General features: G+C 55.1%; 27 protein-coding genes and 1 pseudogene. 7 read left to right on the top strand and 21 right to left on the bottom strand.

The genetic code is table 11. The features are described 5' to 3' along the window. Positions 1-11: 11 nt before the first annotated feature. From rpsN to rpsL, 19 genes and pseudogenes are all read right to left on the bottom strand, one after another. A complete protein-coding gene (gene rpsN, locus V7665_RS01215; RefSeq protein WP_176280104.1) occupies positions 12-317 on the bottom strand; it encodes a 30S ribosomal protein S14 in 306 nt (101 codons plus the stop codon). A gap of 37 nt (positions 318-354) precedes the next feature. After that, complete coding sequence (gene rplE / locus V7665_RS01210) at positions 355-942, bottom strand: 50S ribosomal protein L5 (protein ID WP_335662708.1); 588 nt, start codon at positions 940-942, stop codon at positions 355-357. After that, the gene (rplX, locus tag V7665_RS01205) at positions 935-1258 is read right to left on the bottom strand and encodes a 50S ribosomal protein L24 (RefSeq protein ID WP_335662707.1); all 324 of its coding nucleotides are present in this window, start codon (positions 1256-1258) and stop codon (positions 935-937) included. Before rplX ends, rplE begins: the two co-directional genes overlap by 8 nt. A 2-nt stretch (positions 1259-1260) precedes the next feature. Continuing rightward, the gene (rplN, locus tag V7665_RS01200; RefSeq protein ID WP_067198338.1) at positions 1261-1629 is read right to left on the bottom strand and encodes a 50S ribosomal protein L14; all 369 of its coding nucleotides are present in this window, start codon (positions 1627-1629) and stop codon (positions 1261-1263) included. A 201-nt stretch (positions 1630-1830) separates the two neighbouring features. After that, positions 1831-2073 (bottom strand): annotated as a pseudogene (gene rpsQ / locus V7665_RS01195) (30S ribosomal protein S17); the annotation flags it as partial. Positions 2074-2082: 9 nt separating this feature from the next. After that, positions 2083-2301 carry a 50S ribosomal protein L29 gene (rpmC, locus tag V7665_RS01190; protein WP_335662706.1) on the bottom strand — a complete coding sequence of 73 codons (219 nt, stop codon included), beginning with the start codon at positions 2299-2301 and terminating at the stop codon, positions 2083-2085. Positions 2302-2306: 5 nt separating this feature from the next. Then, positions 2307-2738 (bottom strand): 50S ribosomal protein L16, encoded by a 432-nt coding sequence (gene rplP, locus V7665_RS01185; RefSeq protein WP_067198333.1) that lies wholly within the window; start codon positions 2736-2738, stop codon positions 2307-2309. A 24-nt stretch (positions 2739-2762) separates the two neighbouring features. Further along, positions 2763-3464: a 30S ribosomal protein S3 gene (gene rpsC, locus V7665_RS01180; RefSeq protein ID WP_335662705.1), complete on the bottom strand. Its 702-nt coding sequence runs from the start codon at positions 3462-3464 to the stop codon at positions 2763-2765. Positions 3465-3466: 2 nt separating this feature from the next. Then, on the bottom strand, positions 3467-3850 hold the full coding sequence (rplV, locus tag V7665_RS01175; RefSeq protein ID WP_100092384.1) for a 50S ribosomal protein L22: 384 nt from the start codon (positions 3848-3850) through the stop codon (positions 3467-3469). Next, the gene (gene rpsS / locus V7665_RS01170; protein ID WP_335662704.1) at positions 3850-4125 is read right to left on the bottom strand and encodes a 30S ribosomal protein S19; all 276 of its coding nucleotides are present in this window, start codon (positions 4123-4125) and stop codon (positions 3850-3852) included. Before rpsS ends, rplV begins: the two co-directional genes overlap by 1 nt. 2 nt (positions 4126-4127) lie before the next feature. Next, positions 4128-4964, bottom strand: coding sequence for a 50S ribosomal protein L2 (gene rplB / locus V7665_RS01165; protein ID WP_335662703.1), 837 nt, complete (start codon positions 4962-4964; stop codon positions 4128-4130). A gap of 6 nt (positions 4965-4970) precedes the next feature. Then, positions 4971-5279 carry a 50S ribosomal protein L23 gene (locus V7665_RS01160; protein ID WP_067198324.1) on the bottom strand — a complete coding sequence of 103 codons (309 nt, stop codon included), beginning with the start codon at positions 5277-5279 and terminating at the stop codon, positions 4971-4973. Beyond that, positions 5272-5898 (bottom strand): 50S ribosomal protein L4, encoded by a 627-nt coding sequence (gene rplD / locus V7665_RS01155; RefSeq protein WP_335662702.1) that lies wholly within the window; start codon positions 5896-5898, stop codon positions 5272-5274. Before rplD ends, V7665_RS01160 begins: the two co-directional genes overlap by 8 nt. A 3-nt stretch (positions 5899-5901) precedes the next feature. Then, positions 5902-6750, bottom strand: a complete 849-nt coding sequence (gene rplC / locus V7665_RS01150) for a 50S ribosomal protein L3 (protein WP_335662762.1) — start codon at positions 6748-6750, stop codon at positions 5902-5904. A gap of 196 nt (positions 6751-6946) precedes the next feature. Beyond that, the gene (gene rpsJ, locus V7665_RS01145) at positions 6947-7258 is read right to left on the bottom strand and encodes a 30S ribosomal protein S10 (protein WP_066744965.1); all 312 of its coding nucleotides are present in this window, start codon (positions 7256-7258) and stop codon (positions 6947-6949) included. A 121-nt stretch (positions 7259-7379) separates the two neighbouring features. Next, on the bottom strand, positions 7380-8570 hold the full coding sequence (tuf, locus tag V7665_RS01140; RefSeq protein WP_335662701.1) for an elongation factor Tu: 1191 nt from the start codon (positions 8568-8570) through the stop codon (positions 7380-7382). 152 nt (positions 8571-8722) lie between these two features. Continuing rightward, on the bottom strand, positions 8723-10816 hold the full coding sequence (gene fusA / locus V7665_RS01135; RefSeq protein ID WP_335662700.1) for an elongation factor G: 2094 nt from the start codon (positions 10814-10816) through the stop codon (positions 8723-8725). Between the two features lie 159 nt (positions 10817-10975). Then, entirely contained in the window at positions 10976-11446 is a 471-nt protein-coding gene (rpsG, locus tag V7665_RS01130; RefSeq protein ID WP_335662699.1) for a 30S ribosomal protein S7, read from the bottom strand. A 23-nt stretch (positions 11447-11469) separates the two neighbouring features. After that, the gene (gene rpsL / locus V7665_RS01125) at positions 11470-11841 is read right to left on the bottom strand and encodes a 30S ribosomal protein S12 (RefSeq protein ID WP_067198316.1); all 372 of its coding nucleotides are present in this window, start codon (positions 11839-11841) and stop codon (positions 11470-11472) included. A gap of 175 nt (positions 11842-12016) precedes the next feature. Here rpsL and V7665_RS01120 point away from each other — a divergent pair, with 175 nt between their 5' ends. After that, a complete protein-coding gene (locus V7665_RS01120; protein ID WP_335662698.1) occupies positions 12017-12289 on the top strand; it encodes a hypothetical protein in 273 nt (90 codons plus the stop codon). Between the two features lie 16 nt (positions 12290-12305). On the opposite strand, the gene V7665_RS01115 is transcribed toward V7665_RS01120, so the two are convergent. Further along, positions 12306-12668: a hypothetical protein gene (locus tag V7665_RS01115; RefSeq protein WP_335662697.1), complete on the bottom strand. Its 363-nt coding sequence runs from the start codon at positions 12666-12668 to the stop codon at positions 12306-12308. Between the two features lie 292 nt (positions 12669-12960). Between V7665_RS01115 and V7665_RS01110 the strand changes: the two genes are divergently transcribed. Next, positions 12961-13419: a hypothetical protein gene (locus tag V7665_RS01110; RefSeq protein WP_335662696.1), complete on the top strand. Its 459-nt coding sequence runs from the start codon at positions 12961-12963 to the stop codon at positions 13417-13419. 42 nt (positions 13420-13461) lie between these two features. Here the strand turns inward: V7665_RS01110 and V7665_RS01105 are convergent, their stop codons facing one another. Beyond that, entirely contained in the window at positions 13462-13989 is a 528-nt protein-coding gene (locus V7665_RS01105) for a hypothetical protein (protein ID WP_335662695.1), read from the bottom strand. Between the two features lie 526 nt (positions 13990-14515). On the opposite strand from V7665_RS01105, the gene V7665_RS01100 reads away from it, so the two are divergent. From V7665_RS01100 to V7665_RS01080, 5 genes are all read left to right on the top strand, one after another. Then, on the top strand, positions 14516-17875 hold the full coding sequence (locus tag V7665_RS01100; RefSeq protein WP_335662694.1) for a CHAT domain-containing tetratricopeptide repeat protein: 3360 nt from the start codon (positions 14516-14518) through the stop codon (positions 17873-17875). Between the two features lie 378 nt (positions 17876-18253). After that, positions 18254-20581 carry a TonB-dependent receptor gene (locus tag V7665_RS01095; protein WP_442955148.1) on the top strand — a complete coding sequence of 776 codons (2328 nt, stop codon included), beginning with the start codon at positions 18254-18256 and terminating at the stop codon, positions 20579-20581. A gap of 254 nt (positions 20582-20835) precedes the next feature. Then, on the top strand, positions 20836-21480 hold the full coding sequence (locus V7665_RS01090; protein ID WP_335662693.1) for an SOUL family heme-binding protein: 645 nt from the start codon (positions 20836-20838) through the stop codon (positions 21478-21480). 31 nt (positions 21481-21511) lie between these two features. Next, positions 21512-22210 (top strand): hypothetical protein, encoded by a 699-nt coding sequence (locus V7665_RS01085; protein WP_335662692.1) that lies wholly within the window; start codon positions 21512-21514, stop codon positions 22208-22210. Between the two features lie 580 nt (positions 22211-22790). Continuing rightward, positions 22791-23395 (top strand): amidohydrolase family protein (locus V7665_RS01080; protein ID WP_335662691.1); only part of this gene is annotated, 605 nt, incomplete at its 3' end.

Here is a 23395-nt window from a genome sequence, read left to right as displayed (position 1 = left end):
TTATCTCTCCCTTACCAGCTTGATTTCGTTACGCCAGGGATCAGACCTTTATTGGCCATGTCCCGTAGCTCGATGCGGCACAGGCGGAACTTGCGGTAATAACCGCGCGGCCGTCCTGTGGTTTCACAGCGGTTGCGCACGCGAGTTGGATTCGCATTGCGCGGTATTTCCGCCATTTTGAGGCGCGCCATCAGACGTTCGGTCTCGTCAAGAGACTGATCTGCTGCCATCGCCTTCAGTTTCGCATAACGGCCGGCGTATTTCTTCACCATCCGTTTGCGTTTTTCGTTTCTGTTAATGGAACTCAGTTTCGCCATGACTTAAGTTCTCGTCCTTCCGTATAATGAAGCGCGCTCACGCGGCTTCTTTTTCTTCCGATTGTTCCTCTTTAGGGAACGGGAAACCAAATAACGCCAGAAGCGCACGCGCCTCATCGTCTGTCTTTGCAGTAGTCGTCACAATCACGTCCATGCCACGAACAACGTCGATATTGTCATAGGCGATTTCGGGGAAAATGATCTGCTCTTTCAGGCCCATGGCGAAATTGCCGCGACCGTCAAAGCTTTTCGGATTCAGACCCCTGAAATCCCGGATACGTGGCATTGCTACTGTCACGAGCCGATCGATAAATTCGTACATCCGTTCCCGGCGCAGATTGACTTTACAGCCGATCGGCATGCCTTCCCGCAGTTTGAACGTCGCGATCGAGTTTTTCGCCTTTGTAATCACTGGCTTCTGGCCGGCAATCAATTCCATTTCTGAAGCAGCAGTCGCGACTTTTTTCTTGTCCTGACTGCCTTCACCCACGCCCATGTTAATGGTGATCATGCTGATCCGCGGGACTTCCATATGATTGGAATAGTTGAACTTTTCCTGCATCGCTTTGACGATTTCGTCGTCATATTTTGTGCGCATGCGCGGAATATATTTTTTTTCAGCCATCGACTTTCTCCCCGGACTTTACAGCGAAACGCTGCATCTTTCCGTCTTCTGCCTTTTCAAATCGGACCCGTGTCGGCTTGCCGTCTTTCGGGTCAGCCAGAGCCACTTTGCTGATATGCATCGCCGCTTCGCGCCGCTCGAGGCCACCCTGCGGGTTTGCCTGGGTCGGTTTGCGGTGGCGGATAGCAATATTCACACCGGAAACGATGCACTTGCCATCTTTCGGCATCACTTTGGTGACTTCACCCGACTTGCCCTTGTCCTTGCCGGACAGGATCACGACGGTATCGCCTTTTTTGATCTTTGCATTGGCCATGATTAGATTACCTCCGGCGCAAGGCTGATGATTTTCATATGCTTTTTCGCACGCAGTTCACGAACCACGGGGCCAAAAATACGGGTGCCAATAGGCTCCTGGTTGTTGTTGACCAGAACCGCAGCATTGCTGTCGAACCGAATGACCGATCCGTCCTTGCGGCGAATGTCTTTCTTGGTACGCACGATCACCGCCCGGTGAACGTCGCCCTTCTTGACCTTGCCGCGCGGTGCTGCTTCCTTGATCGACACGACAATGATGTCGCCGACGCCGGCAAAGCGACGCTTCGAGCCGCCCAGCACCTTGATGCACTGCACACGTTTGGCGCCGCTATTGTCAGCGACCTCCAGGTTCGATTGCATCTGGATCATGGATCCAATTCCTTCTTCATAAACCCGGTAAACCGGGCGTTTCCTACTTCGTCACCCCGGCAGATCCGGGATATTCTAAACTTATTCGCCAGTTGGCGTAGCTTCGACCACTGGCTCAACGATTGGCTTCACGGGCGCCTTGATCTTTTCGTCCTTCGGATCACTTGCCGTAATCTCGCCTACCGTCGGTGTTGCCAAACCGGCTGCTGCACCGACCCGCTCCAATACTTTCCAGGTCTTCAACTTGGAAATCGGACGCGTTTCTTCGATGCGCACGATTTCACCCGTGCTAATTTCATTGTTCTCATCATGCGCATGATATTTCTTCGAGCGCCGGATGATTTTTCCGTAAAGCGGATGCTTCACCTTGCGTTCGACATTGACGACAACAGTCTTGTCGCCCTTGTCTGACACAACCGTGCCGGTGAGAATACGTTTTGGCATATCGGTTCCTTACGCCTTAGCTTCTGCGGGAGCCGCGTTCGAACGCTCGGCCTGCAATGTTTTGATCCGGGCGATCGTGCGACGCACTTCCCGCGTCCGGCTTGGTTTTTCGAGCTGATTGGTCGCAGCCTGAAAACGCAGGTTAAATGCCTCGCGCTTCAGTTCGCCCAGTTCGGTCTCGAGCTGATCGTCGGTTTTGGTCCGCAAATCTTCTGTTTTCATGCTCATCTAGCTTAACCTTCCAGATGTGACGTATCGCCGAGGCGGGCCACAACCTTTGTCTTGATCGGGAGCTTCATCGCTGCCCGCTCGAAAGCGATCGCTGCAATCGGTCCGGGAACGCCGTCCAGTTCGAACAGTATCCGGCCTGGTTTTACCCGAGCAGCCCAATATTCTACGGAGCCCTTACCCTTACCCTGACGAACTTCGGCAGGTTTTTTGGATACTGGCACATCCGGGAAAATCCGGATCCACAACCGGCCCTGACGCTTGATGTGACGCGTGATCGCACGGCGAGCCGCTTCGATCTGACGCGCAGTAATCCGGTCAGGCTCCATGGCTTTCAGGCCATAGCTGCCGAAATTCAGGCTAGAGCCGCCTGGCGCTTTTCCTTTAATCCGGCCTTTGAAAGCCTTACGGAACTTATGTTTCTTGGGTTGCAGCATGATGCTCTACCTATTCCTCAAAAATCAACGTTGGTGCTGCGGGCGGACGCCGGAAGTTTGCGCTTCCACATTCAGCCGATCCTGAGCCATTGGATCGTGACCCAATATCTCGCCTTTGAAAATCCAGACCTTGATACCGATAATGCCATAAGCAGTAAGCGCTTCAAACTCGGCATAGTCAATATTGGCGCGCAGCGTATGAAGCGGCACGCGGCCTTCACGATACCATTCAACCCGCGCGATTTCCGCGCCGCCCAAACGGCCACCACAAACAATTTTAATACCTTCAGCGCCCAAACGGAGAGCGGACTGAACCGCGCGCTTCATGGCGCGACGGAAAGCCACACGGCGGATCAGCTGATCACCGATGCCCTGCGCTACCAGCTTCGCGTCGACTTCCGGCTTGCGGATTTCGACGATGTTCAAGGAGACGTCACCGGACGACATGTCGCTCAGCTTGCGACGCAGCTTTTCGATATCCGCGCCTTTCTTGCCGATGATGACGCCTGGACGTGCAGCATAGATCGAAATGCGGCAAGTCTTGGCCGGACGTTCGATCACGACCTTTGAAATCGCAGCCTGCGGCAGGCTAGCAAAGATATATTTGCGCATCTTGATGTCTTCCATCAAGAGATCGCCATAATTGGAACCTTCCGCATACCAGCGAGAGTCCCAGGTCCGGTTGATCTGCAGGCGAAGCCCGATAGGATTACTCTTTTGACCCATGGTTACGCCTCTTCCTCTTCATGCTCGCGCACGACAATGCGAACGCGGCTAAATGGCTTGATAATCTTGGCTGAACGACCACGAGCACGCGCTTTCCAGCGCTTCATCGTGATTGACTTGCCGACGCTCGCTTCATGAACGATCAAAGCGTCAACATCCAGATTATGATTATTCTCGGCATTGGCGATTGCTGAAGCGAGAACCTTGCTGACATCCTTTGCCATCGACTTTTTCGAGAAGGACAGGATGTTCAAAGCGTCTTCCGCTTTCTTGCCACGGATCAGTTGTGCAACCAAGTTGAGCTTCTGGGCAGATCCACGGATGGAATTGCCGACAGCCAAAGCTTCATTGTCGCCAACACGGCGGGGTGATGATGCCTTACCCATTATTTCTTGCCTTTTTTGTCAGCGCCATGGCCGTAAAAGCTGCGCGTCGGCGCGAACTCACCAAGCTTGTGACCGACCATGTCTTCATTCACCGAAACCGGGATAAATTTCATGCCATTATAAACACTGAAGGTCAGGCCGACGAAGTCAGGCAATACGGTGGAACGACGCGACCAGGTCTTGATCGGCGTACGCACACTGTTTTCCTGCGCAGTCTGCGCTTTTTTCAGCAGGTGGAGGTCAACAAATGGACCTTTTTTGATGGAACGAGCCATGCTTACCTCTTCTTCTTCGCGTGACGCGACCGGATGATCATCTTGTCAGTCGATTTATTACTACGGGTACGAGCACCCTTGGTTGGCTTGCCCCATGGCGTCACTGGATGACGGCCACCGGAAGTACGACCTTCACCACCACCATGCGGGTGATCGACTGGGTTTTTCGCAACACCGCGAGTAAGAGGACGACGTCCTTTCCAACGGGTGCGGCCTGCCTTGCCGAAATTCTGGTTCGAATTGTCCGGATTGGAAACCGCACCAACGGTTGCCATGCAATCGGCGCGCAGATAACGTTGCTCGCCGCTTTTCAGGCGAACAATAATCATACCGCGGTCACGACCAACAATCTGAACATAAGCACCAGCAGAGCGAGCGATCTGACCGCCCTTGCCTGGCTTCATTTCGACATTGTGAACGATCGTACCAACCGGCATCTGCGACAGGAGCATCGCGTTGCCAGGCTTCACGTCGGTCTTTTGACCCGCGATCACGCTGTCGCCAACGTCGAGACGCTGCGGTGCAATGATATAGGCCAGTTCTCCGTCTTCATATTTGATAAGTGCGATAAAGGCGGTGCGGTTCGGATCATATTCGAGCCGTTCAACCGTCGCAGCCATATCCCACTTGCGCCGCTTGAAATCGACGAGACGATATTTTTGCTTGTGACCACCGGCGATGCCGCGCGATGTCACATGGCCCTTGTTGTTCCGGCCGCCAGTCTTGTTCTTGCCTTCGACAAGCTTTTTGACAGGCTTGCCTTTCCAAAGGCCGCTCTTGTCGACCAGGATAAGACCACGCCGGGCGGGGCTTGTCGGTTTATAGGATTTTAATGCCATGTGCCCTTAAACTCCCGTGGTGATGTCAATGGTCTGGCCTTCGGCCAAAGTGACAACAGCCTTCTTGATGTCGTTGCGTGTGTAAGGGCGACCCTTCCACTTTTTGGTCTTGCCCTTTTGCACCAGCGTGTTGACGTTCTTGACTTTAACATCAAACAACGCCTCGATGGCGGCTTTGATCTGCGGCTTTGTTGCGGTGTTCGCAACTTTGAACACCACAGCATTATGCTCGCTGAGCAAAGTCGATTTTTCGGTGATATGCGGGCCGACAATTACGTCATAGTGACGAATATCGACTGCTTCTTTTTTAGCCATTGAAGCGCGCCTCCAGCTTTTCTACCGCTGCGCGCGTCAGCACCAGGGTTTCATGGTTCAAAATGTCATAAACATTGGCACCAGCAGCTGGCATCACGTTGACGAGAGGAATGTTGTTCGAAGCTTTCGAGAAAGCCTCGTTTATCACATCGCCGTCCATGATCAGCGCCGTCCGGCCAAAACCGAGCTTTGCAATCTGGGCCAGAAGCGCTTGTGTCTTGGCTTCCTTCAGATCAATATTTTCAAGCACGATCAACTTTTCATTTTTGACCTTGTCGCTCAGCGCCATTTTCAGACCCAGAGCGCGAACTTTCTTGTTCAGCGAAGGGTTGAAATCACGCTTGCGGGCACCGTGGGCTTTACCACCACCAATGAAGATCGGAGCACGGCGATCGCCATGACGAGCTGTACCGCCGCCTTTTTGATTGCCGTATTTCTTGCCGGTACGAGCAACGTCCGAACGCTCGCGGGTCGGACGAGCCGTTCCACGTGCTTTTTCGCGCTGCCAGTTGACGACACGGTGAAGAATATCTGCACGCGCTTCGATACCGAACACGTCATCGTTCAATTCGATGTCGCCCTTGGCTTTCGCGTCGAGGGTTATCACTTTCAATTTCATGGCTTAGCCCTCCTTCCCTGCGTCATCTGCTGCATCAGACTTTTCGTCCAATTTGCCAGCTGGCTTTGCAGCCGCTTCGGCTACTTCTGCATGGGTTGGACCAACCGGCGTTTCGATCTCTGCATCCGCTTCGATCATGCCTGCCGGTGCTTCTTCCGTTGCCGTTTCATCCGCATTGCGGCGCAGGGCACCCGGGAATGGAACGCCCTCGGGCAGAGCGGTTTTCACTGCATCTTTAACGAGAAGCCAGCCACCTTTTGAACCGGGAACGCTGCCACGCACAAAGATCAAACCGCGATCGGCGTCTGTGCGGACGATTTCCAGATTTTGCTGGGTGCGGTTTTTCGAACCCATATGGCCGGCCATCTTCTTGCCCTTGAAAACCTTGCCTGGATCCTGGTTTTGACCAGTGGAACCATGGGCACGGTGAGAGATGGAAACACCGTGAGTTGCGCGCATACCGCCGAAACCCCAACGCTTCATCGCACCAGCAAAGCCCTTACCCTGGGTAACACCCTGGATATCGACCATCTGGCCGGCAATGAAATGGTCAGCAGTTACGGTAGCGCCGATGGGGAGCAAAGCATCTTCGCTATCAACCCGGAATTCGGCAACACGCGCTTTTGGTTCAACTTCTGCCTTGGCAAAAGCTCCACGCTGCGGCTTGTTAACATTTTTCGCTTTGCGGGGGCCTGCACCAAGCTGGACAGCAAAATAGCCATCACGTTCTTGATTACGAGCGCCAACAACCTGACATTCTTCCAGGGAAAGAACGGTAACCGGCACATGCCGACCATCTTCCTGGAACAAGCGGGTCATCCCCATTTTTTTCGCGATCACGCCTGTACGCACGATCAATCTCCTTCACAGAGGCCGAACGAACCATTTCGTCCGGCTTGCCAGCCCAAATTGTCATGCGTCACCCCGTCCGGGCTGTAATAGTTCCGAAAATTTCGGAACAAGACGGAGGACGCTGCCCGGTGAAAACCGGCGGTATCCTGTCGTTCGTCTGGATCCCCGCCTGGGCGGGCATCGCTAATCAATTGGCTCAGGCCAGCTTGATTTCGACATTCACACCAGCAGCAAGGTCAAGCTTCATCAAAGCATCGACCGTCTGCGGCGTAGGCTGCACGATATCGAGCAACCTTTTATAGGTCCGTACCTCGAACTGCTCACGAGACTTTTTATCAACGTGAGGCCCGCGGTTTACGGTGAATTTTTCGATGTGCGTTGGCAATGGTATCGGTCCACGGATGAGCGCGCCAGTGCGGCGTGCAGTGTCAGCGATATCACCAGTTGCCTGATCAAGAACCCGATGGTCGAATGCCTTCAAGCGGATGCGGATATTCTGCGTTTCCATGTACCTGTTACCAATGTCAAAGAGCCAAAAATAAACCGCCCCGATTTTCTGACGAAAAGGCCGGAGCGGCGAAAAAACTGGCTGCCCGAATCACCGATCCGGGCAGCGAGGCGTTTCTATATTACTTTGTTACGCTGCTGACAACCCCTGATCCAACGGTCCGTCCACCTTCGCGAATAGCGAAGCGGAGACCTGGATCCATGGCGATTGGAGCAATCAGTTTCACACCAATGGTGACGTTGTCACCAGGCATAACCATTTCAGTGCCTTCAGGAAGGATCACTTCGCCGGTTACGTCGGTCGTACGGAAGTAGAACTGCGGACGATAGTTGGCAAAGAAAGGCGTATGACGGCCTCCTTCGTCTTTTGACAGCACGTACACTTCAGCCGAAAATTCGGTGTGCGGCGTGATCGAGCCTGGCTTGCAGAGAACCTGGCCGCGCTCAACCGCTTCACGGTCAACGCCGCGGATCAGTGCGCCGATGTTGTCGCCAGCGCGACCGGAGTCGAGCAGCTTGCGGAACATTTCCACGCCGGTAACGGTGGTCTTCGTGGTATCCTTGATACCAACGATTTCGCATTCATCACCAACATTGACGATGCCGCTTTCAACACGACCGGTAACAACCGTACCGCGACCCGAAATCGAGAACACGTCTTCGATTGGCATCAGGAATGGAAGATCAACTGGACGTTCTGGCTGAGGAATGGCTTCGTCGACCGCTTTCATCAGTTCAAGAATCTTGTTCTTGCCGATTTCGTCGTCGCGGCCTTCGAGCGCAGCCAAGGCAGAACCGGATATGACGGGAATGGCGTCGCCATCAAAGTCATAATAGGACAGCAGTTCGCGGATTTCCATTTCAACCAGTTCGAGCAGCTCGTCATCATCGACCTGATCAACCTTGTTCATGAACACGACCAGAGCCGGCACACCAACCTGACGAGCGAGCAGGATGTGCTCGCGGGTCTGTGGCATTGGGCCGTCTGCAGCGTTAACCACAAGAATGGCACCATCCATCTGAGCAGCACCAGTGATCATGTTTTTCACATAATCGGCATGGCCTGGGCAATCGACGTGCGCATAATGGCGAGCTTCGGTTTCATATTCAACGTGGGCCGTTGAAATGGTGATGCCGCGCTCACGCTCTTCAGGCGCCTTGTCGATATTTGCAAAGTCCACAGCTTTACCGCCAGTGGTTTCAGCAAGCACTTTGGTGATCGCCGCAGTCAACGTCGTTTTGCCATGGTCAACATGACCGATGGTTCCGATGTTGCAATGCGGCTTATTGCGCTCAAACTTCTCTTTAGCCATTTTATTTTACCTCTGATTTTCTATCGTCTTGATAGTCTGCGCCGCGCTTTGGCGAGACTCTCTAATTCTGTCAACACCCTTTTGCCGGTCTGGCGGATTTCCCGTCAGACCCGCGCAAAAGGAAAGCGCGTTACCTCGAAAAGGAGTGGCTGTTAGGCCATTTTCTCCTTGATCTCTTCAGCCACATTGCTCGGCACTTCCTCATAATGAGAGAATTGCATCGAATATTGCGCACGTCCCTGACTGAAGGAACGCAGCTCGTTCACATAACCGAACATATTGGCCAGCGGCACCATGGCGTTCACAGCCTGGGCATTACCGCGCGTATCAGTACCTTGGATCTGGCCACGGCGGGAGTTGAGATCGCCGATCACATCACCAAGATAGTCTTCCGGTGTCACCACTTCAACTTTCATGATTGGTTCAAGCAGCTTGATGCCGGATTTCTGTGCCGCTTCGCGCATCGCTGCGCGACCGGCGATTTCAAATGCCAGAGCCGAACTATCTACATCATGATAGGCGCCGTCATAGACGCGAATGTCAAAATCGATAATCGGGAAGCCGATCAACGAACCGGTTTCAGCCGTCTCGCGCATGCCTTTTTCAATAGAAGGGATATATTCTTTCGGAATATTACCGCCCTTGATTTCATCGCTGAAAGTAATGCCAGCGCCACGTTCGCCCGGAGTGACTTCGAATTTGATACGCGCAAACTGACCGGAACCGCCGGACTGCTTTTTATGCGTGTAATCAACTTCGACAGCCTTGCCGAGTGATTCGCGATACGCCACCTGCGGCGCGCCAACATTGGCTTCGACCTTGAATTCGCGCTTCATCCGGTCGACCAGAATGTCGAGGTGAAGCTCGCCCATGCCCTTGATGATCGTCTGACCCGATTCGTGATCAGTCGACACCCGGAAGGAAGGATCTTCAGCCGCCAGACGATGCAAGGCAACGCCCATTTTTTCTTGGTCAGCCTTGGTCTTTGGTTCAACGCTCAGCTCGATAACCGGCTCAGGGAATTCCATCCGCTCGAGGATGATCGGATTTTCCAGATCACAAAGCGTATCACCGGTGGTGGTGGTTTTCATACCCGCCAGAGCAACGATGTCGCCTGCAAATGCCTCGTCAATGTCCTTGCGATCATTGGAGTGCATCTCGAGGATACGTCCGACTTTTTCTTTCTTGTCCTTAACCGAATTCAGCAACGTGCCTTTTTCCAGCTTGCCGGAATAGATGCGGCAGAAGGTCAGCGTACCCACGAACGGATCGTTCATGACCTTGAAGGCCAGCGCGGAGAATGGCGCTTCATCGGATGATGGGCGGCTATCTTCGGTTTCGCCGTCGAGCTTCACGCCCTTGATGGCGGGAACGTCGAGCGGGCTTGGCATATAATCGACAACCGCGTCGAGCAAAGGCTGAACGCCCTTGTTCTTGAACGCAGAGCCGCAAAGCACTGGTACGAAACTCTGATTCAGCGTGCCCTTGCGGATCAACGATTTCAAAGTCGCAGCATCAGGCTCGTTGCCTTCGAGATATTGCTCCATGACGTCATCGTCCTGCTCGACAGCAAGCTCGATAAGCTTGGTGCGATATTCAGCCGCTTCGTCAGCCATATCCGCAGGAATTTCACCATAAGTATATTCAGCACCCAGATCTTCGTTCTTCCAGGTGATCGAACGCTGATTCACAAGGTCGACCAGACCGGTCAGGCTCGCTTCGATGCCGATTGGCAAATAGAGCACGGCAGGCGTTGCGCCCAGACGCTCAATGATCGAATCGACGCAGAATTTAAAGTTGGCGCCGGTGCGGTCGAGCTTGTTAATGAAACACATCCGCGGCACTTTATATTTGTCTGCCTGACGCCATACGGTTTCAGACTGTGGCTCAACGCCGGCAACGCCATCAAAACAGGCTACCGCACCATCGAGCACACGCAGCGAGCGTTCAACTTCAATGGTGAAGTCAACGTGGCCAGGCGTATCAATGATATTGATCCGGTGCTCGGGACCATTGCGGTCATCGGCATTCCAGAAACAGGTGGTCGCAGCAGAGGTAATCGTAATACCCCGCTCTTGCTCCTGCTCCATCCAGTCCATTGTCGCCGCGCCATCATGCACTTCGCCAATTTTATAGGACTTGCCGGTATAATATAGGATACGTTCCGTGGTCGTCGTTTTACCGGCATCAATATGGGCCATAATGCCGATATTGCGATAATATTTGAGCGGATGGCTGCGTGCCATAGTCTGTACTCCGATATGTGGGGAACCAAATTCTGGCTGCCCTATAGTGAAATGGGCTGAACAATGCCAGCCCTGTGATGGTTGAATCTATCGGTCTTATACCATGTCGGCGACCCGGCGGTTACCCGCAAGGTCGCCGCAATGGCGAATATAGTGTTTCTACCAGCGGTAGTGGGCGAATGCGCGGTTGGCTTCCGCCATCTTGTGCGCATCTTCCCGCTTCTTCACCGCATTGCCGCGGTTGTTCGACGCATCGAGAATTTCTCCCGACAGGCGAGCGGCCATTGTGGTTTCGCTGCGACCGCGAGCGGCAGAAATCATCCAGCGAATTGCCAGAGCCTGCGCGCGTTCGGGACGCACCTCGACGGGAACCTGATAGGTCGCACCACCAACACGGCGGCTGCGAACTTCAATGCCCGGCTTGATATTGTTGAGAGCATCATGAAACAGCTGCAAAGGATCTTTCTTCGCTTTGGCTTCAACGCTGTCAAAGGCACCATATACGATGCGCTCTGCGGTGGATTTCTTACCATCCATCATCAGGTTGTTCATGAATTTCGAAAGGATCAGATCCTTGAATTTTGGATCGGGTAAAATGACCCGCTTTTCGGGACGACGACGACGTGACATATCTTATAACTCCGAAACTGAAACTATTTAGGACGCTTGGCGCCATATTTCGAGCGGCTCTGCTTGCGGTCTTTTACGCCCTGCGTATCGAGAACGCCGCGCAGTACGTGATAACGCACACCGGGAAGATCGCGAACACGGCCGCCGCGGATCAGCACAACACTATGTTCCTGAAGGTTATGACCTTCACCGGGGATATAGCTGATGACCTCGCGCTGGTTGGTCAGGCGAACCTTGGCAACTTTACGCAGAGCGGAGTTTGGTTTCTTTGGAGTCGTTGTGTAGACACGGGTACAAACGCCGCGTTTCTGCGGGTTGGCTTCCATGGCTGGCACCTTGGACTTCGTCTTCTGGGGCACTCGCCCTTTACGGACGAGCTGGTTGATCGTTGGCATAAAGTCTTCACCTTATAGTAGATTATCCTGCAAAATGCAGGGGTTACTCTCACCGCCCAAAATAGCGGCAAGTGTTTTGCCTATGTAAGTTTTCTGCAGCGTCGAGCAGAGCCCGATGTAGCGGAAGCGCGGCCCTTAGCGGGGATTCGCTATCAGGTCAATAGATGGAGCGGGGATGGCCCGCGCGGCATCGTTCAGCGCGGTGCGGATCAGCGCGGCGTCATTTTCTGCGAATGCGGCCGTACGACGGGATAACTCTGCTCATCCCTTTCGTCATGCTGAACTTGGTTGCCTAGCGGTGGCCTTCGGCTCAGCATCCATTGCGCCTCAATCACAGGCTGCGAGAGAGGAGAAGTGGATCCTGAATCAAGTTCAGGATGACGAAGACAGTATATTGCGGCTTCGCGGCTTCGCGGCTTCGCGTGATCTGATCGAGGTCCTGAGCTGAAGACCAGCCCGACCCTTTACTTCGCCAACGAAGTTCCAAATTCGCCCAATGTCTCCGCTTCGGCTTCAAAGTCAGTTGCGCATTGCTGGGATTTCTCCAGATAAAATTCCGGTTCGGCAACAAACCGGTCCATGCGCGAAGTCAAATAGGCCTCATTCGCCCGCCATTCTCCGCCCAGGCGTCCAAAATAATACATGGTTATCGTAAAGATGGGATCCTGTTCGCCCCCGGCCTCTTCGACTTGTGCCATGAGCAACATCAGCGAGATCGTGCAGTCGGCGTCCCGTTCCGGATCACTCTGCAATTCCGCTTTGGCGGGTGTTGCAGCTGCAAATGCGAGAGATGCGGCAATCAGGCCGCCGTACAAGAAATTTTTCATGAATGATCCTCAAAAACAATGGCCTGTAAAAAGCAGCACCTAACATAGTTCGGCGCAAAGGCTATCCCCTTCCCTTTTCATTGTGGTGGCGGGAGAGCCCCGGCCCAAAGCCGTGCGTGCGCCCATGGCGCCGCATTGATCGCATAGGATGAAATACCAAACAAAGGCGAACGACGGCGACCCCGACAATATTGGTAGCCCAGTCCTCCCCATGGCGGCGTTGCTAATAGTGGGGCGATGGCATAGGCCAAGGGCCGGCAACCGGTCTGCCGAGTGTTTGAAGGAAAATATTTTGTTTAAAGCTGCCAGGATGATCCTATTCGCCGCGTCTCTAAACGTCGGGACCGCCTGCCTCGCCGAGGAAATGACCGCAATCCCGGTTGAAGAATGCCATGATATGGTTGGAATTTCCTCCTTGATGGTCACGGCTGAAGGCGACGGCATTCGCAGTTTTTACGACAATCGGGTGCAAGTCATGCTGGTCGATCTCATAGAGCCAGCCGCTAGCGCCACGGGCCTTGTCGTTCTGCTCCCCGATCCGGTGAGTCATCTTGGCGAGCGGCTGTGCAAGCTGGTGGCGCGTTTCTACAATCTTGATGTTGATGCAACCGAATCATCCTATGATCCCAAGACAGGTCTCCAATTATCCGTTCCGGTCATAGACTTGGACATTGATGGCAATGGCGTCCCGGGAAGGCCGCTCCTGCTGACGGTAAACGTCGCAACGGGGACAGTCGCTGCGAAGCGTTAACCTCTGGCGAGAACCGACTTGGACCCCGGCCTGATCCCGGGCCTAATAAGCGCAGACTTCAAAATCTGATCCGGTCCAGCAGGCCTTGTCGGTCGTCGACCTTTGTGCGGCGCCCCATCGCGAATTGATCCCATCCTTGGTCAGGCCCCTGACTTCGGCTGCGCCTTTTTCGATAATTGTTACACTGATGCTATCTATCTGGTCTCTCAATCCAGGGATGGCATCGGTCTCGACATAGAAAGAGCCACCTTCTCCTGACTCAAACAGGCACGGCCCCTTCAGCACTTCGCCGCCGGACGTTATTTTGCATTTTGCTTTCTTGCCGCTCGGCGCTTTTTCCTTGGCTGCGACGATGGGAGCTGGCTTGGCCGTTGGCGCAACTTCATCAACGGCAACGGCTGCGACATCATCGGCGACAGTGGATTGCGGAGAAGCCTCTACCGCTGCCGCCTCATCACCGGTTGCTGGTGTCACGATCGCCGGGCTTTCCGATTGATCTGCATCTGCCGAGCCGCATGCGCTGAGTGCGAGTAGCGAAACGACAAGGCACAGTGAATTTTTGACGGACATGATGATGGCTCCCCTTGCGCGGTTAGAATGATGTTCTGATACCGCTGTGGACAAGGGCAAGAAAATCTGTGCGCGGCGGCGGGATGACATATTCGAAACTTTTGCACCAGCTATTAATTGTCGCAGCATCTGGCAAAATATATGCGCATAATTCTAAATATTAAATCCACATTATAAATATAATATATCCGAATTATTCTATATTTATTTAGATTTTTAAATCGATAAATAACTTCGTCGGACAAAAACAAACACATTATTCGAATGTCGACGCGGTCAATTCATGGTCAGCGCCCATCAAAATCGTCAGGCGGCGATGTTCGGTGGTGCCAAGATCATAGTCCCGGCGGTCGGCTTTGGCCCCATTGCAAAGTCGGCCTTGCGCTTCTTGTCTGCAAAAGCGGACTGCACCAGCCCGACTGTGGCGAGAGATTTTCCCCGCCTGCATCACCACAGTCCGGGCCAAGGAGCTTGACTATGTTGCTCAACCTGCGAAGCCTGCCGGCATATAAACAAGGCGAAATTATTGTCCAAATTCATTGCGACTACTTTCCACCAGAACGGCAAACCGCGTCTGAAAATCGTCCGCCGGGTTAAAAAAAACTACAGATTATTGCTCATATTTGCCGCTGTTGGGCTGTTTCCGGCAGCGGCAATGGCGCAGAATATTTCTGCCGAGGCGGAGGCAACGCGTTCACTGGCGGACACCGAGAAGCTGCAACGCGCGGATCAGCTGTGGCAGGACGGAAATGATCTGGTCGACGCGGGTAAATTGCGGGAGGCAGAATCACTTTTTGCCATTGAATTGAATTTGACGCGGGAAATTCTTGGCGAAAAACATCCTGACACGCTCGACAGTCTGATCAACTATGCCAGTATCCTGAAGGCTTTGGGGCGCTTCAGCGATGCCGAACCGCTTTTGGCCGAAGCGCTGCAGCTGCGGCGGGAGCTGCTGGGCCCGGTGCATCCCCTTACCCTGATCAGCCTGAACAACTATGCTTTGGTGCTGGAAAATCTGGGCCGCTCTGCGGAGGCCGAACCGCTTTATGCGGAGGCTCTGCGGCTCAATCGGGAAACAGTGGGTGAAAAACATCCGTCCACGATCACCAGCCTGAACAACTATGCTGGCGTGCTGGAAAATCTGGGCCGCGCCGGCGAGGCGGAACCACTCTATGCCAAAGCCGTGCGGCTCAATCGCGAGGTGCTTGGTGACAGACATCCCGATACGCTGTCCAGCCTGGGCAACCATGCATTTGTGCTGGATGAAATGGGCCGGGCCAGCGAAGCGGAAGCTTTGCAAGCCGAAGCGTTGCGGCTGAAACGCGAAATACTGGGCGAAAACCACCCCAGTACGCTGACCAGTCTGAATAATTATGCGTTGCTGCTGGAAAATCTGGGCCGCGCCAATGAGGCCGAGCCGCTTTTTGCCGAAGCCCTGCGGCTCAACCGGGAAGTGCTCGGTGCAAAACATCCCGATACGTTGAAGAGCTTGAACAATTATGCTTCTGTGCTGGACAATCTGGGCCGCGCCCGTGAGGCCGAACCGCCGCATGCCGAAGCATTGCGGCTGCGGCGAGAGGTACAAGGCCCGAACCATCCCGACACGCTGATCAGTCTGAACAACTATGCGTTGGTGCTGGAAAAATTGGACCGCGCCAAGGAGGCCGAGCCGCGTTATGCGGAAGCCCTGCGGCTCAACCGGGAGATATTGGGTACGCGTCATCCTTCGACAATCACCAGCCAGAGCAACTATGCCGGTGTGCTGAAGGAATTGGGCCGTGCTGGCGAAGCCGAACCGCTCTACGCGGAGGTCCTTCGCCTGAGGCAGGAGGTGCTGGGCAGGCACCATCCAGACACATTGATCAGCATGAATAATTATGCCTATATTCTGACTATATTGGGCCGGTCCAGTGAAGCGGAACCGCTTTATGCCGAGACACTGGAGCTAAGGCGCAAGCTGCTGGGTGAAAACCACCCTGAAACAACAATTGCCAAAGCCAATCTCGCTCATGTCCGTCTTGCACTGCCCTCCCGGTCGCATTTGGCGGTGGCCCCGGCGCGTTCCCTTTTAACGGATATTCGCGCTGTCCGCGCAGTCGCCGGATTCACCCCCAGCGAAGAAGCCCAGCTGGGACGCGCAGAAAAAAGTCAATCGGATCAGTTCCGGCTCTTTGCCAATGCGGCATGGGCGCGAGGGCCGGGGTTGGCTGCAGAGGCCCGAGCAGCCGGCGCAAAACCACTTGCTTCTGCTCAGGATGCCGCATTGCGCGAAGAAGTCCTGCTCGCACTGCAGGACGCATTGGCGGGCGCGGCGGGCAAGGCAATTGCAGCAAATGTGGCCCGCAAGGCCGCGGGGCCCCTGGAACCGCTGGCGGTTGAACGGGAGAATTTGTCGCAACAATGGCTGGCGACCGACAAGGCCCTGATCAAGACCCTGGGCGAGAGCGGCGCAGTCATTGATGACAGGCGCAACAATTTGCGAATAGAACTGGCAGGGCTGAAACGGCGGATGAAGGCGATTGATGATCGGCTTCAGAAAGAGGCGCCAGAATATTTTTCCTTGATCCGTCCCGAAGCGCTGGCGCTCTCTGCGGCGCAAGAGGTTCTGGCATCAGACGAGGCCGCATTGATGGTAGTGCCAACGCGATCGGGTACGCATATCATGCTGGTATCAGATGAAGGTTTGCGCTGGGTCCGCTCCGACTGGGCCAGCGACAAAATTGATGCCGCAGTCAAGCGGCTGTTTTGGGATGTTGGGGCACATGTGGATGTCAGTGCTGCGGAATCAGCGGAGTGGACCGATGAGGGCCAGGGTGCCTATCCGTTCGCCTTTGACACGTCCTATGCGCTTTACCGGGAACTGATTGCGCCGATTGCCGAAGGACTGAAGGGCAAGAAACATCTGTTTATTTCGGCCAGTGGATCACTCTCCAGCATGCCCTTTGGAATGCTGGCAAGCGGAGTGCCCGCGGGTGACAACGGCGACCCGGATGTGCTCCGCTCTGCCAGATGGTTTGCCGATGCCCATGCGCTGATTCTGATCCCGACGCTCCAGTCACTGGAATTTCTGCGCAAATATCGAACGGCAGCGGGACAAGGCGACGATCTATCCTTTATGGGCATTGGCGATCCGGTTTTGAGCGGCCGGTCTCACACCCGCGGCAGTCGTTCAAAGGATAGTATCCCGGGCAGCAGCGGCACTTTCAAGAGCCTGTTTGACACTGTTCCGGCAGCTGGCGAGGCAAATATTGCCAATATATCCCAGCTCATGCGAATGGCGCGGCTCCCGGGAACAGCAACTGAGTTGACCGCGATGTGGGAAGAATTTGGCAAGCCAGCCGACGCGCTCTATCTGGCCGAGAAAGCGACCGAACATTTCATTCGCACCGCAAATCTTGATGCCAATATCATCGTATTTGCCACCCACGGCCTGCTTGCAGGCGACATTGGCGGGATAGCAGAACCGGGGATTGTATTGACCCCGCCGTCCCAGGCCAGCGAGAGCGATGATGGCTATCTGAGCGCTTCGGAAATATCGGCGCTCAAGTTAAATGCCGACTGGGTCATATTGTCGGCCTGCAATACAGCGGCGGGCGATGGCAGTGAAGGCGCTCCGGGCTTGTCAGGCCTGGCGCGTTCATTCTTCTATGCCGGAGCGAAGAACCTGCTGGCGTCGCATTGGCCAGTGCGGGATGACGTCGCGGCCAAGCTTACCGTTCGCATCATTTCGATCGCAAAGGACAATCCACAGCAATCAAGGGCCCAGTCATTTCAGCAAGCCATGCGCGAGATCCGCAACGACAAGAGCGCGGACAGTGATACCGACACATGGGCGCATCCCAACGCCTGGGCTCCATTCTCCCTGATCGGTGATGGGGCACATTGATCCATATTTGATCATCAGCAAATGCTCGATGCTCAAATTGCGAAAATTGCGGTGACAGGTGCAACCTTCCCTGGGACAATCACACCATGAACGGCCTAGATAAAGATAGTTGATATTTTCTCGCAGGCTGGCTGGATGGCCGGCCTTCCCGTCATCCTGAACTTGGTTCAGGACCCGGTGATACTGGACGCTGAGACTTGAAGCTCACGATGACGATTATGGGCCTCAAGCCCCCTCTCCCACACCCCATCGCTCCACCGTCACAAGAGTGTCGCGCAACATTATTCATAATGTCATCCAATATCCGTCAGCCTGTCACAGCTTTGCTGCACTGCACCATCCATTCCAGTGTCGCACATAAAAAGGTTGATTCCCTCCATGACAAAATATTCTCCCAGCGCCCTCTCCCGCACCTCTCTGGTCGCCCTCACCGCCGCTCTGTTCATGGCCGGATCGGCCCCGGCGATCGCCCAGACCAGCACCGACGACATCGCCGAAGAAAGTGACGGCGATGTCATCATCGTCACCGCGCAGAAATTCGAGCAGAAGTCGACCGATGTGCCGATCACCATTTCCGCCAACAGCGGCAAACGGCTCAAGCAGCTGGGCGTTTCCGATCTCGACGAACTGTCCAACTATGTCCCCGGCCTGAATATTCAGGAGCAGAGCGCCAACAATCCCGGCATCGTCATCCGCGGCATCACATCCGACAGCGGCTCGGCGCAACAGGCGGCGCGGGTCACGCTCTATTATAATGGCGTCGACATCTCGCGTTCGCGCGGTTCCTATCAGGACATCTATGATGTCGACCGGATCGAAGTGATCAAGGGCCCACAGGCAACGCTGTTCGGCACCGCCTCTGCGGTCGGCGCGATCAGCATTATTTCCAACAAGCCGGAGCCCGGCCTGTCTGGCGAAATCTCGGGCAGCTATGGCAATTTTAATGCCTATACGCTGGGCGGTCATCTCAACGCCGGCAATGACACCATCGCGGTCCGTCTCGCCGGTGCCTATAAGAAGCGCGACGGCTATGTGACCAATCTGGCCCCAAACCAGGATGATCTCTATGCGAAGGATCAGCTCGGCGGACGCGCTTCTTTGCGGTTCACGCCGAGCAGCAATTTCACCGCCGACCTGATCCTGACCTATGATCGCCAGCGCAACTCGGGCACGCCGTTTATTTCCGGCACCCTGCCGACCAGCGCCGGTCCCGCCAATCCCTTTGGCGCCGCCGATCTGCGCGGCTCGCCTGTCTCGGCTGCGGTATTGGGCAACGCCAAACTGGGGCTGACCCGCGATGTCTATGATGCCAATCTGACCATGGCCTGGGACATTGCCGATGACTGGACCATCACCATGGTCAACGGCTTCCGCAAGTTCAACAGCAACGAAGTCTTCGATGCCGATGGCTCCGCCGCCTATTTCCTCGAATTTGCCGAGGACGCCAATGGCGAACAGGGCAGCCATGAAACGCGCTTTGCTTATAGCAGCGACACGTTTCGCGGCAGCTTCGGCTGGAACCTGTTCCGCGAGGACAGCAATCAGCGCGTGCCCTTCTCCACCGATGAAGTGACCTATTTTCAGTGTCTGGCCGGTGTCGTCGTACCCGGCGTCCCCTGCGTCGACACCAATGGCGTCCCCGCTGGCGATGCGATCAAGGCACTGACCGGCGGCGCGGTCGGGGCCATTCCCTATCAGGCGGTGTTCGAAAATCTCGGCAAGAATGACAGCTATTCGGTGTTCGCCGACGGCACCTGGATCCCGACCCCCAGCCTCGAGCTGACCGCGGGCGTCCGCGTACTGATCGAAAAGCGCCGCTCGGGCTATCGCGCGACCGCACCGGGTTCCTTCTTCACCGGCTCCCCGCCCTTCCCGCTCACCGACACCGCAGGCCAGACCTTCCGCACCGAGGACAGTTTTTCGGCCGTTTTGCCGCGCTTCAACATACTCTACCGCTTCTCCGATGATATCAACGGCTTTGCCACGGTCTCCAAGGGGCGCCGTTCTGCGACGGTGAATGCCGGTGCAACGGCGACACCCACCGGGCCAATCGGGAATTTCACCGACATCGCGCCGGAAATTGTCTGGAATTATGAAGTCGGCCTGAAAGGCGCGTCGGGGCCAATATCCGGTTCGCTCGGCGTCTATTACCAGACCTACAAGAATTTCCAGGTTAGCGTGAACGATCCGGCCAGACCGGGCACCTCGATCACGCGCAGCGCCGGCAGCGCCACCAATTTCGGGGTCGAGGCGGAAGTCAACGTCCGCGCGGCTGACTGGCTGAGCCTGTTCGCCAATATCGGCTATATTGACGGCGGCATTGATAATGATCCGGCCAACGGCAATCTGGCTGGCGCGCGCTTCCGTCTCCAGCCGGAAGTGCAGGCAGCGGGCGGCTTCACGATCGACTATCCGATCAACGACAGCACCCGCCTGTTCGCTACACCGAGTGTCACCTTTCGCAGCCGGGTCTTCTTCGAAGCACCAAATTCGAACCTGATCAGTCAGCCCTCTGTGACTCTGGTCAATCTGCGCGCAGGTGTTTCCTTTGCCGACGAAAAGTTCGAAATCGCCGGTTTCGTCCGCAACCTGACCAACAAAAATTATTTGCTCGATGCGGGCAATACCGGTGGTGCCTTTGGCATTCCGACCTTCATCCCGGCCGAGCCGCGCTTCTACGGCATTGAGGCCAGCGCGAAATTCTAGCGGATATCATCTAGCCGCTGCGGATCACCACAATCATATTGCCGGCGAAGCTTGCTGCCTTCGCCGGCAATATGGCCGATCGAGTGCCCACGCCTTCAGGAGAGCTCGGCTGACTGGGGAATGTTGGGACGGGCATGGCAATTCCGGATTTTGAAAGCGGTCTTCAAATCATGAATCGAATCTAATTGTACCCATTGGTACAAATTCAGTGCATCGCGCATTATGTCTGAAGTATATTTTCGATTGGGATCGCCATGATGACCAGCAAAATTCGCAATATCGTCGGTTCCGCTGTCGGACTGCTCGCTGCAACTGGGCCTGCCAGTGCCGAGGACAAGACGGAGCAGCCAAAATATGATGTCATCAAACATTCCGATGGTGTTGAACTTCGTCATTATGCGCCGCAGGTCGTCGCAGAAGTCACGATCGAGGCCGGTTCTATCGGCCAGGCATCGAGCAAAGGCTTTGGGCTGCTCGCAGGATATATTTTCGGCGGCAATCAGGGCGCAGCCCAAATTCGCATGACAGCGCCGGTCACAACCCAGTCAACATCTGACGGGACGAAAATAGCGATGACCGCACCGGTCACCACGTCCGAGAATGAAGATGGTGTGTATACAGTTCGCTTTTCCATGCCTGCAAAATGGACAATGGCGACGCTACCGAAGCCCAATGATGACAAAGTTGAGCTGATCCAGATAGAGGCCGAAAAACGCGTCGCCTACCGACTGGTCGGTGATCGTTCGCCAGCGCGTATCGAAAAAGCCGCTGCGAAAATCGATAGCTTCTTGAAGGCAGAGAAACTGGAAGCCACGTCCCCGATGATCATCGCTGGCTATGATGGACCGAGCGTGCCGACCGAAAGAAAGCGCTGGGAAGTCATGCGGGTGGTCAAATGACCGGCTCAGCGAACATTGGGAAACAACATTCATGAGAGCCATACTCGTCCTCATCGTCGCTATTGCCTTTGCCATTGCGCCGTTTCTTTCGCCGGAATTTGGCGGGTTTGATCCAGATAAATATCCGATACCCCAACGCAATCCGGCGGTTCAGCCGGCCGGCTGGGCCTTCGGTATCTGGGGGCCCATTTACCTGTGGTTGATCGCCCATGCGGTTCTTGGTGCCTTCAAATTCAGGCAGGATGCAGCATGGGACAAAGGTCGCATTGCGCTGGTATTATCACTGGCGGTCGGCGCAATCTGGCTCCCCGTCGCGCTTTTGTCGCCAATCTGGGCGACCATATTGATATGGATCATGCTCATCGCCGGTTTGATCGCATTATATCAATTGGACGGCGCCACACCCGCCTGGATTGCCCGCTGGCCGATTGCCCTTTATGCTGGCTGGCTCTCCGTTGCCTCCTTTGTTTCAATTGGCCTGCTGCTTGCCGGATATGGCGTCGTCGGGGAATTTGCAGCGGCGGTCATTGCGCTCATCTTAGCAACCGGCTTCGCAGGCTTCAACGCCTACCGCCTCAAATCATGGCCCTATGCCATTGCCGTGGCCTGGGGATTTTTCGGCATTGCAATGGCCAATATTGGTTCTGCGATACTGCTGGCGATTGCGGCGATGGTCGCGGCGACTATCGTCCTTGGCCTGACGGCGCTGCCGAAAAAATCTCTCGGCTAGAGGGGCTGGCGCGACCTTGATTGGCGGTTACCCTTCGTCTTCTTCATCCTGAACTCGTTTCAGGACCTCGGGCGTCGGCACCCGGACTCTAGCGATCCTGAAACCAGTTCAGGATGACGAACGCTTCAACCCCGTCGCATCCACCCCACTGGTAACCACAACAGCAGCAACCCGATCAGCGATAGCTTGCCCCCCATGGCAAACCGCTTTCCTACAGAACCGCATTTTGTCAGATATTGCGCCGGTTCTTTGACATTTTGAGAAGCAATTGCTGGTCAGGCAAAATCCAGCAACATTTCTCGTCCACGAGAGTTTTTCGATTCTTTGGACACTGTAAACTTTGTAAAGTTCACGCCGTCCGGGCGCGACTATTTTTGTCCCTGCATGATCCGTACGCAACAGTTAAGATAATATCTGAAGTCGCCGCAAAACCCCTCCTTGGCCCGAAGTTTGACAAACTTTGCGCCTGCTCCATTTCCTGCAAACATCAGCATCTCGACAATGGCATAGCAATTAAGCCAGTGGCCCTCCGGCGGCGCGCGCGCTTATCTCTTGCGCAGCCCTCATCAGGAGAAACCCCATGTTCGATACCATCATCAAAGGCGGCACGATTGTCGACGGGCTGGGCGGTGCGCCTTTTGTCGGAGATATTGCATTTCGGGACGGCCTGATTGCCGAAGTCGGCGGATCGATTGATGGGCCGGCCAGCGAGATATTGGATGCCAAGGGCGCTATCGTCACGCCGGGCTGGGTGGATGTCCATACCCATTATGACGGCCAGGTCAGCTGGGACACCGAACTGGCGCCGTCTTCGCACAATGGCGCGACCACTGTCGTCATGGGCAATTGCGGCGTCGGCTTTGCGCCGGTCAAGCCGGGGCAGGAAAAGACTCTGATCGAGCTGATGGAGGGCGTCGAGGATATTCCCGGCACGGCGCTCTACGAAGGCATTGAATGGGGCAAGTGGGAGAGCTTTCCCGAATATATGGATTATATCGGCGGCCGAGAATATGCGATTGATGTCGCGGCGCAAATTCCGCACGGCGCGGTCCGCTATTATGTGATGGGCGAGCGCGGCAGGCAGAACAAGGACGCCACTGCCGAGGATATCGAAGCGATGGCCGCGATCGTCGGCGAAGCCGTCGCGGCCGGCGCGGTCGGTTTCAGCACCTCACGCACCATTGG

This window comes from Parasphingorhabdus sp., from assembly GCF_036964675.1.
Lineage (GTDB): Bacteria > Pseudomonadota > Alphaproteobacteria > Sphingomonadales > Sphingomonadaceae > Parasphingorhabdus.
This window is presented reverse-complemented; position numbering and strand designations above follow the sequence as displayed.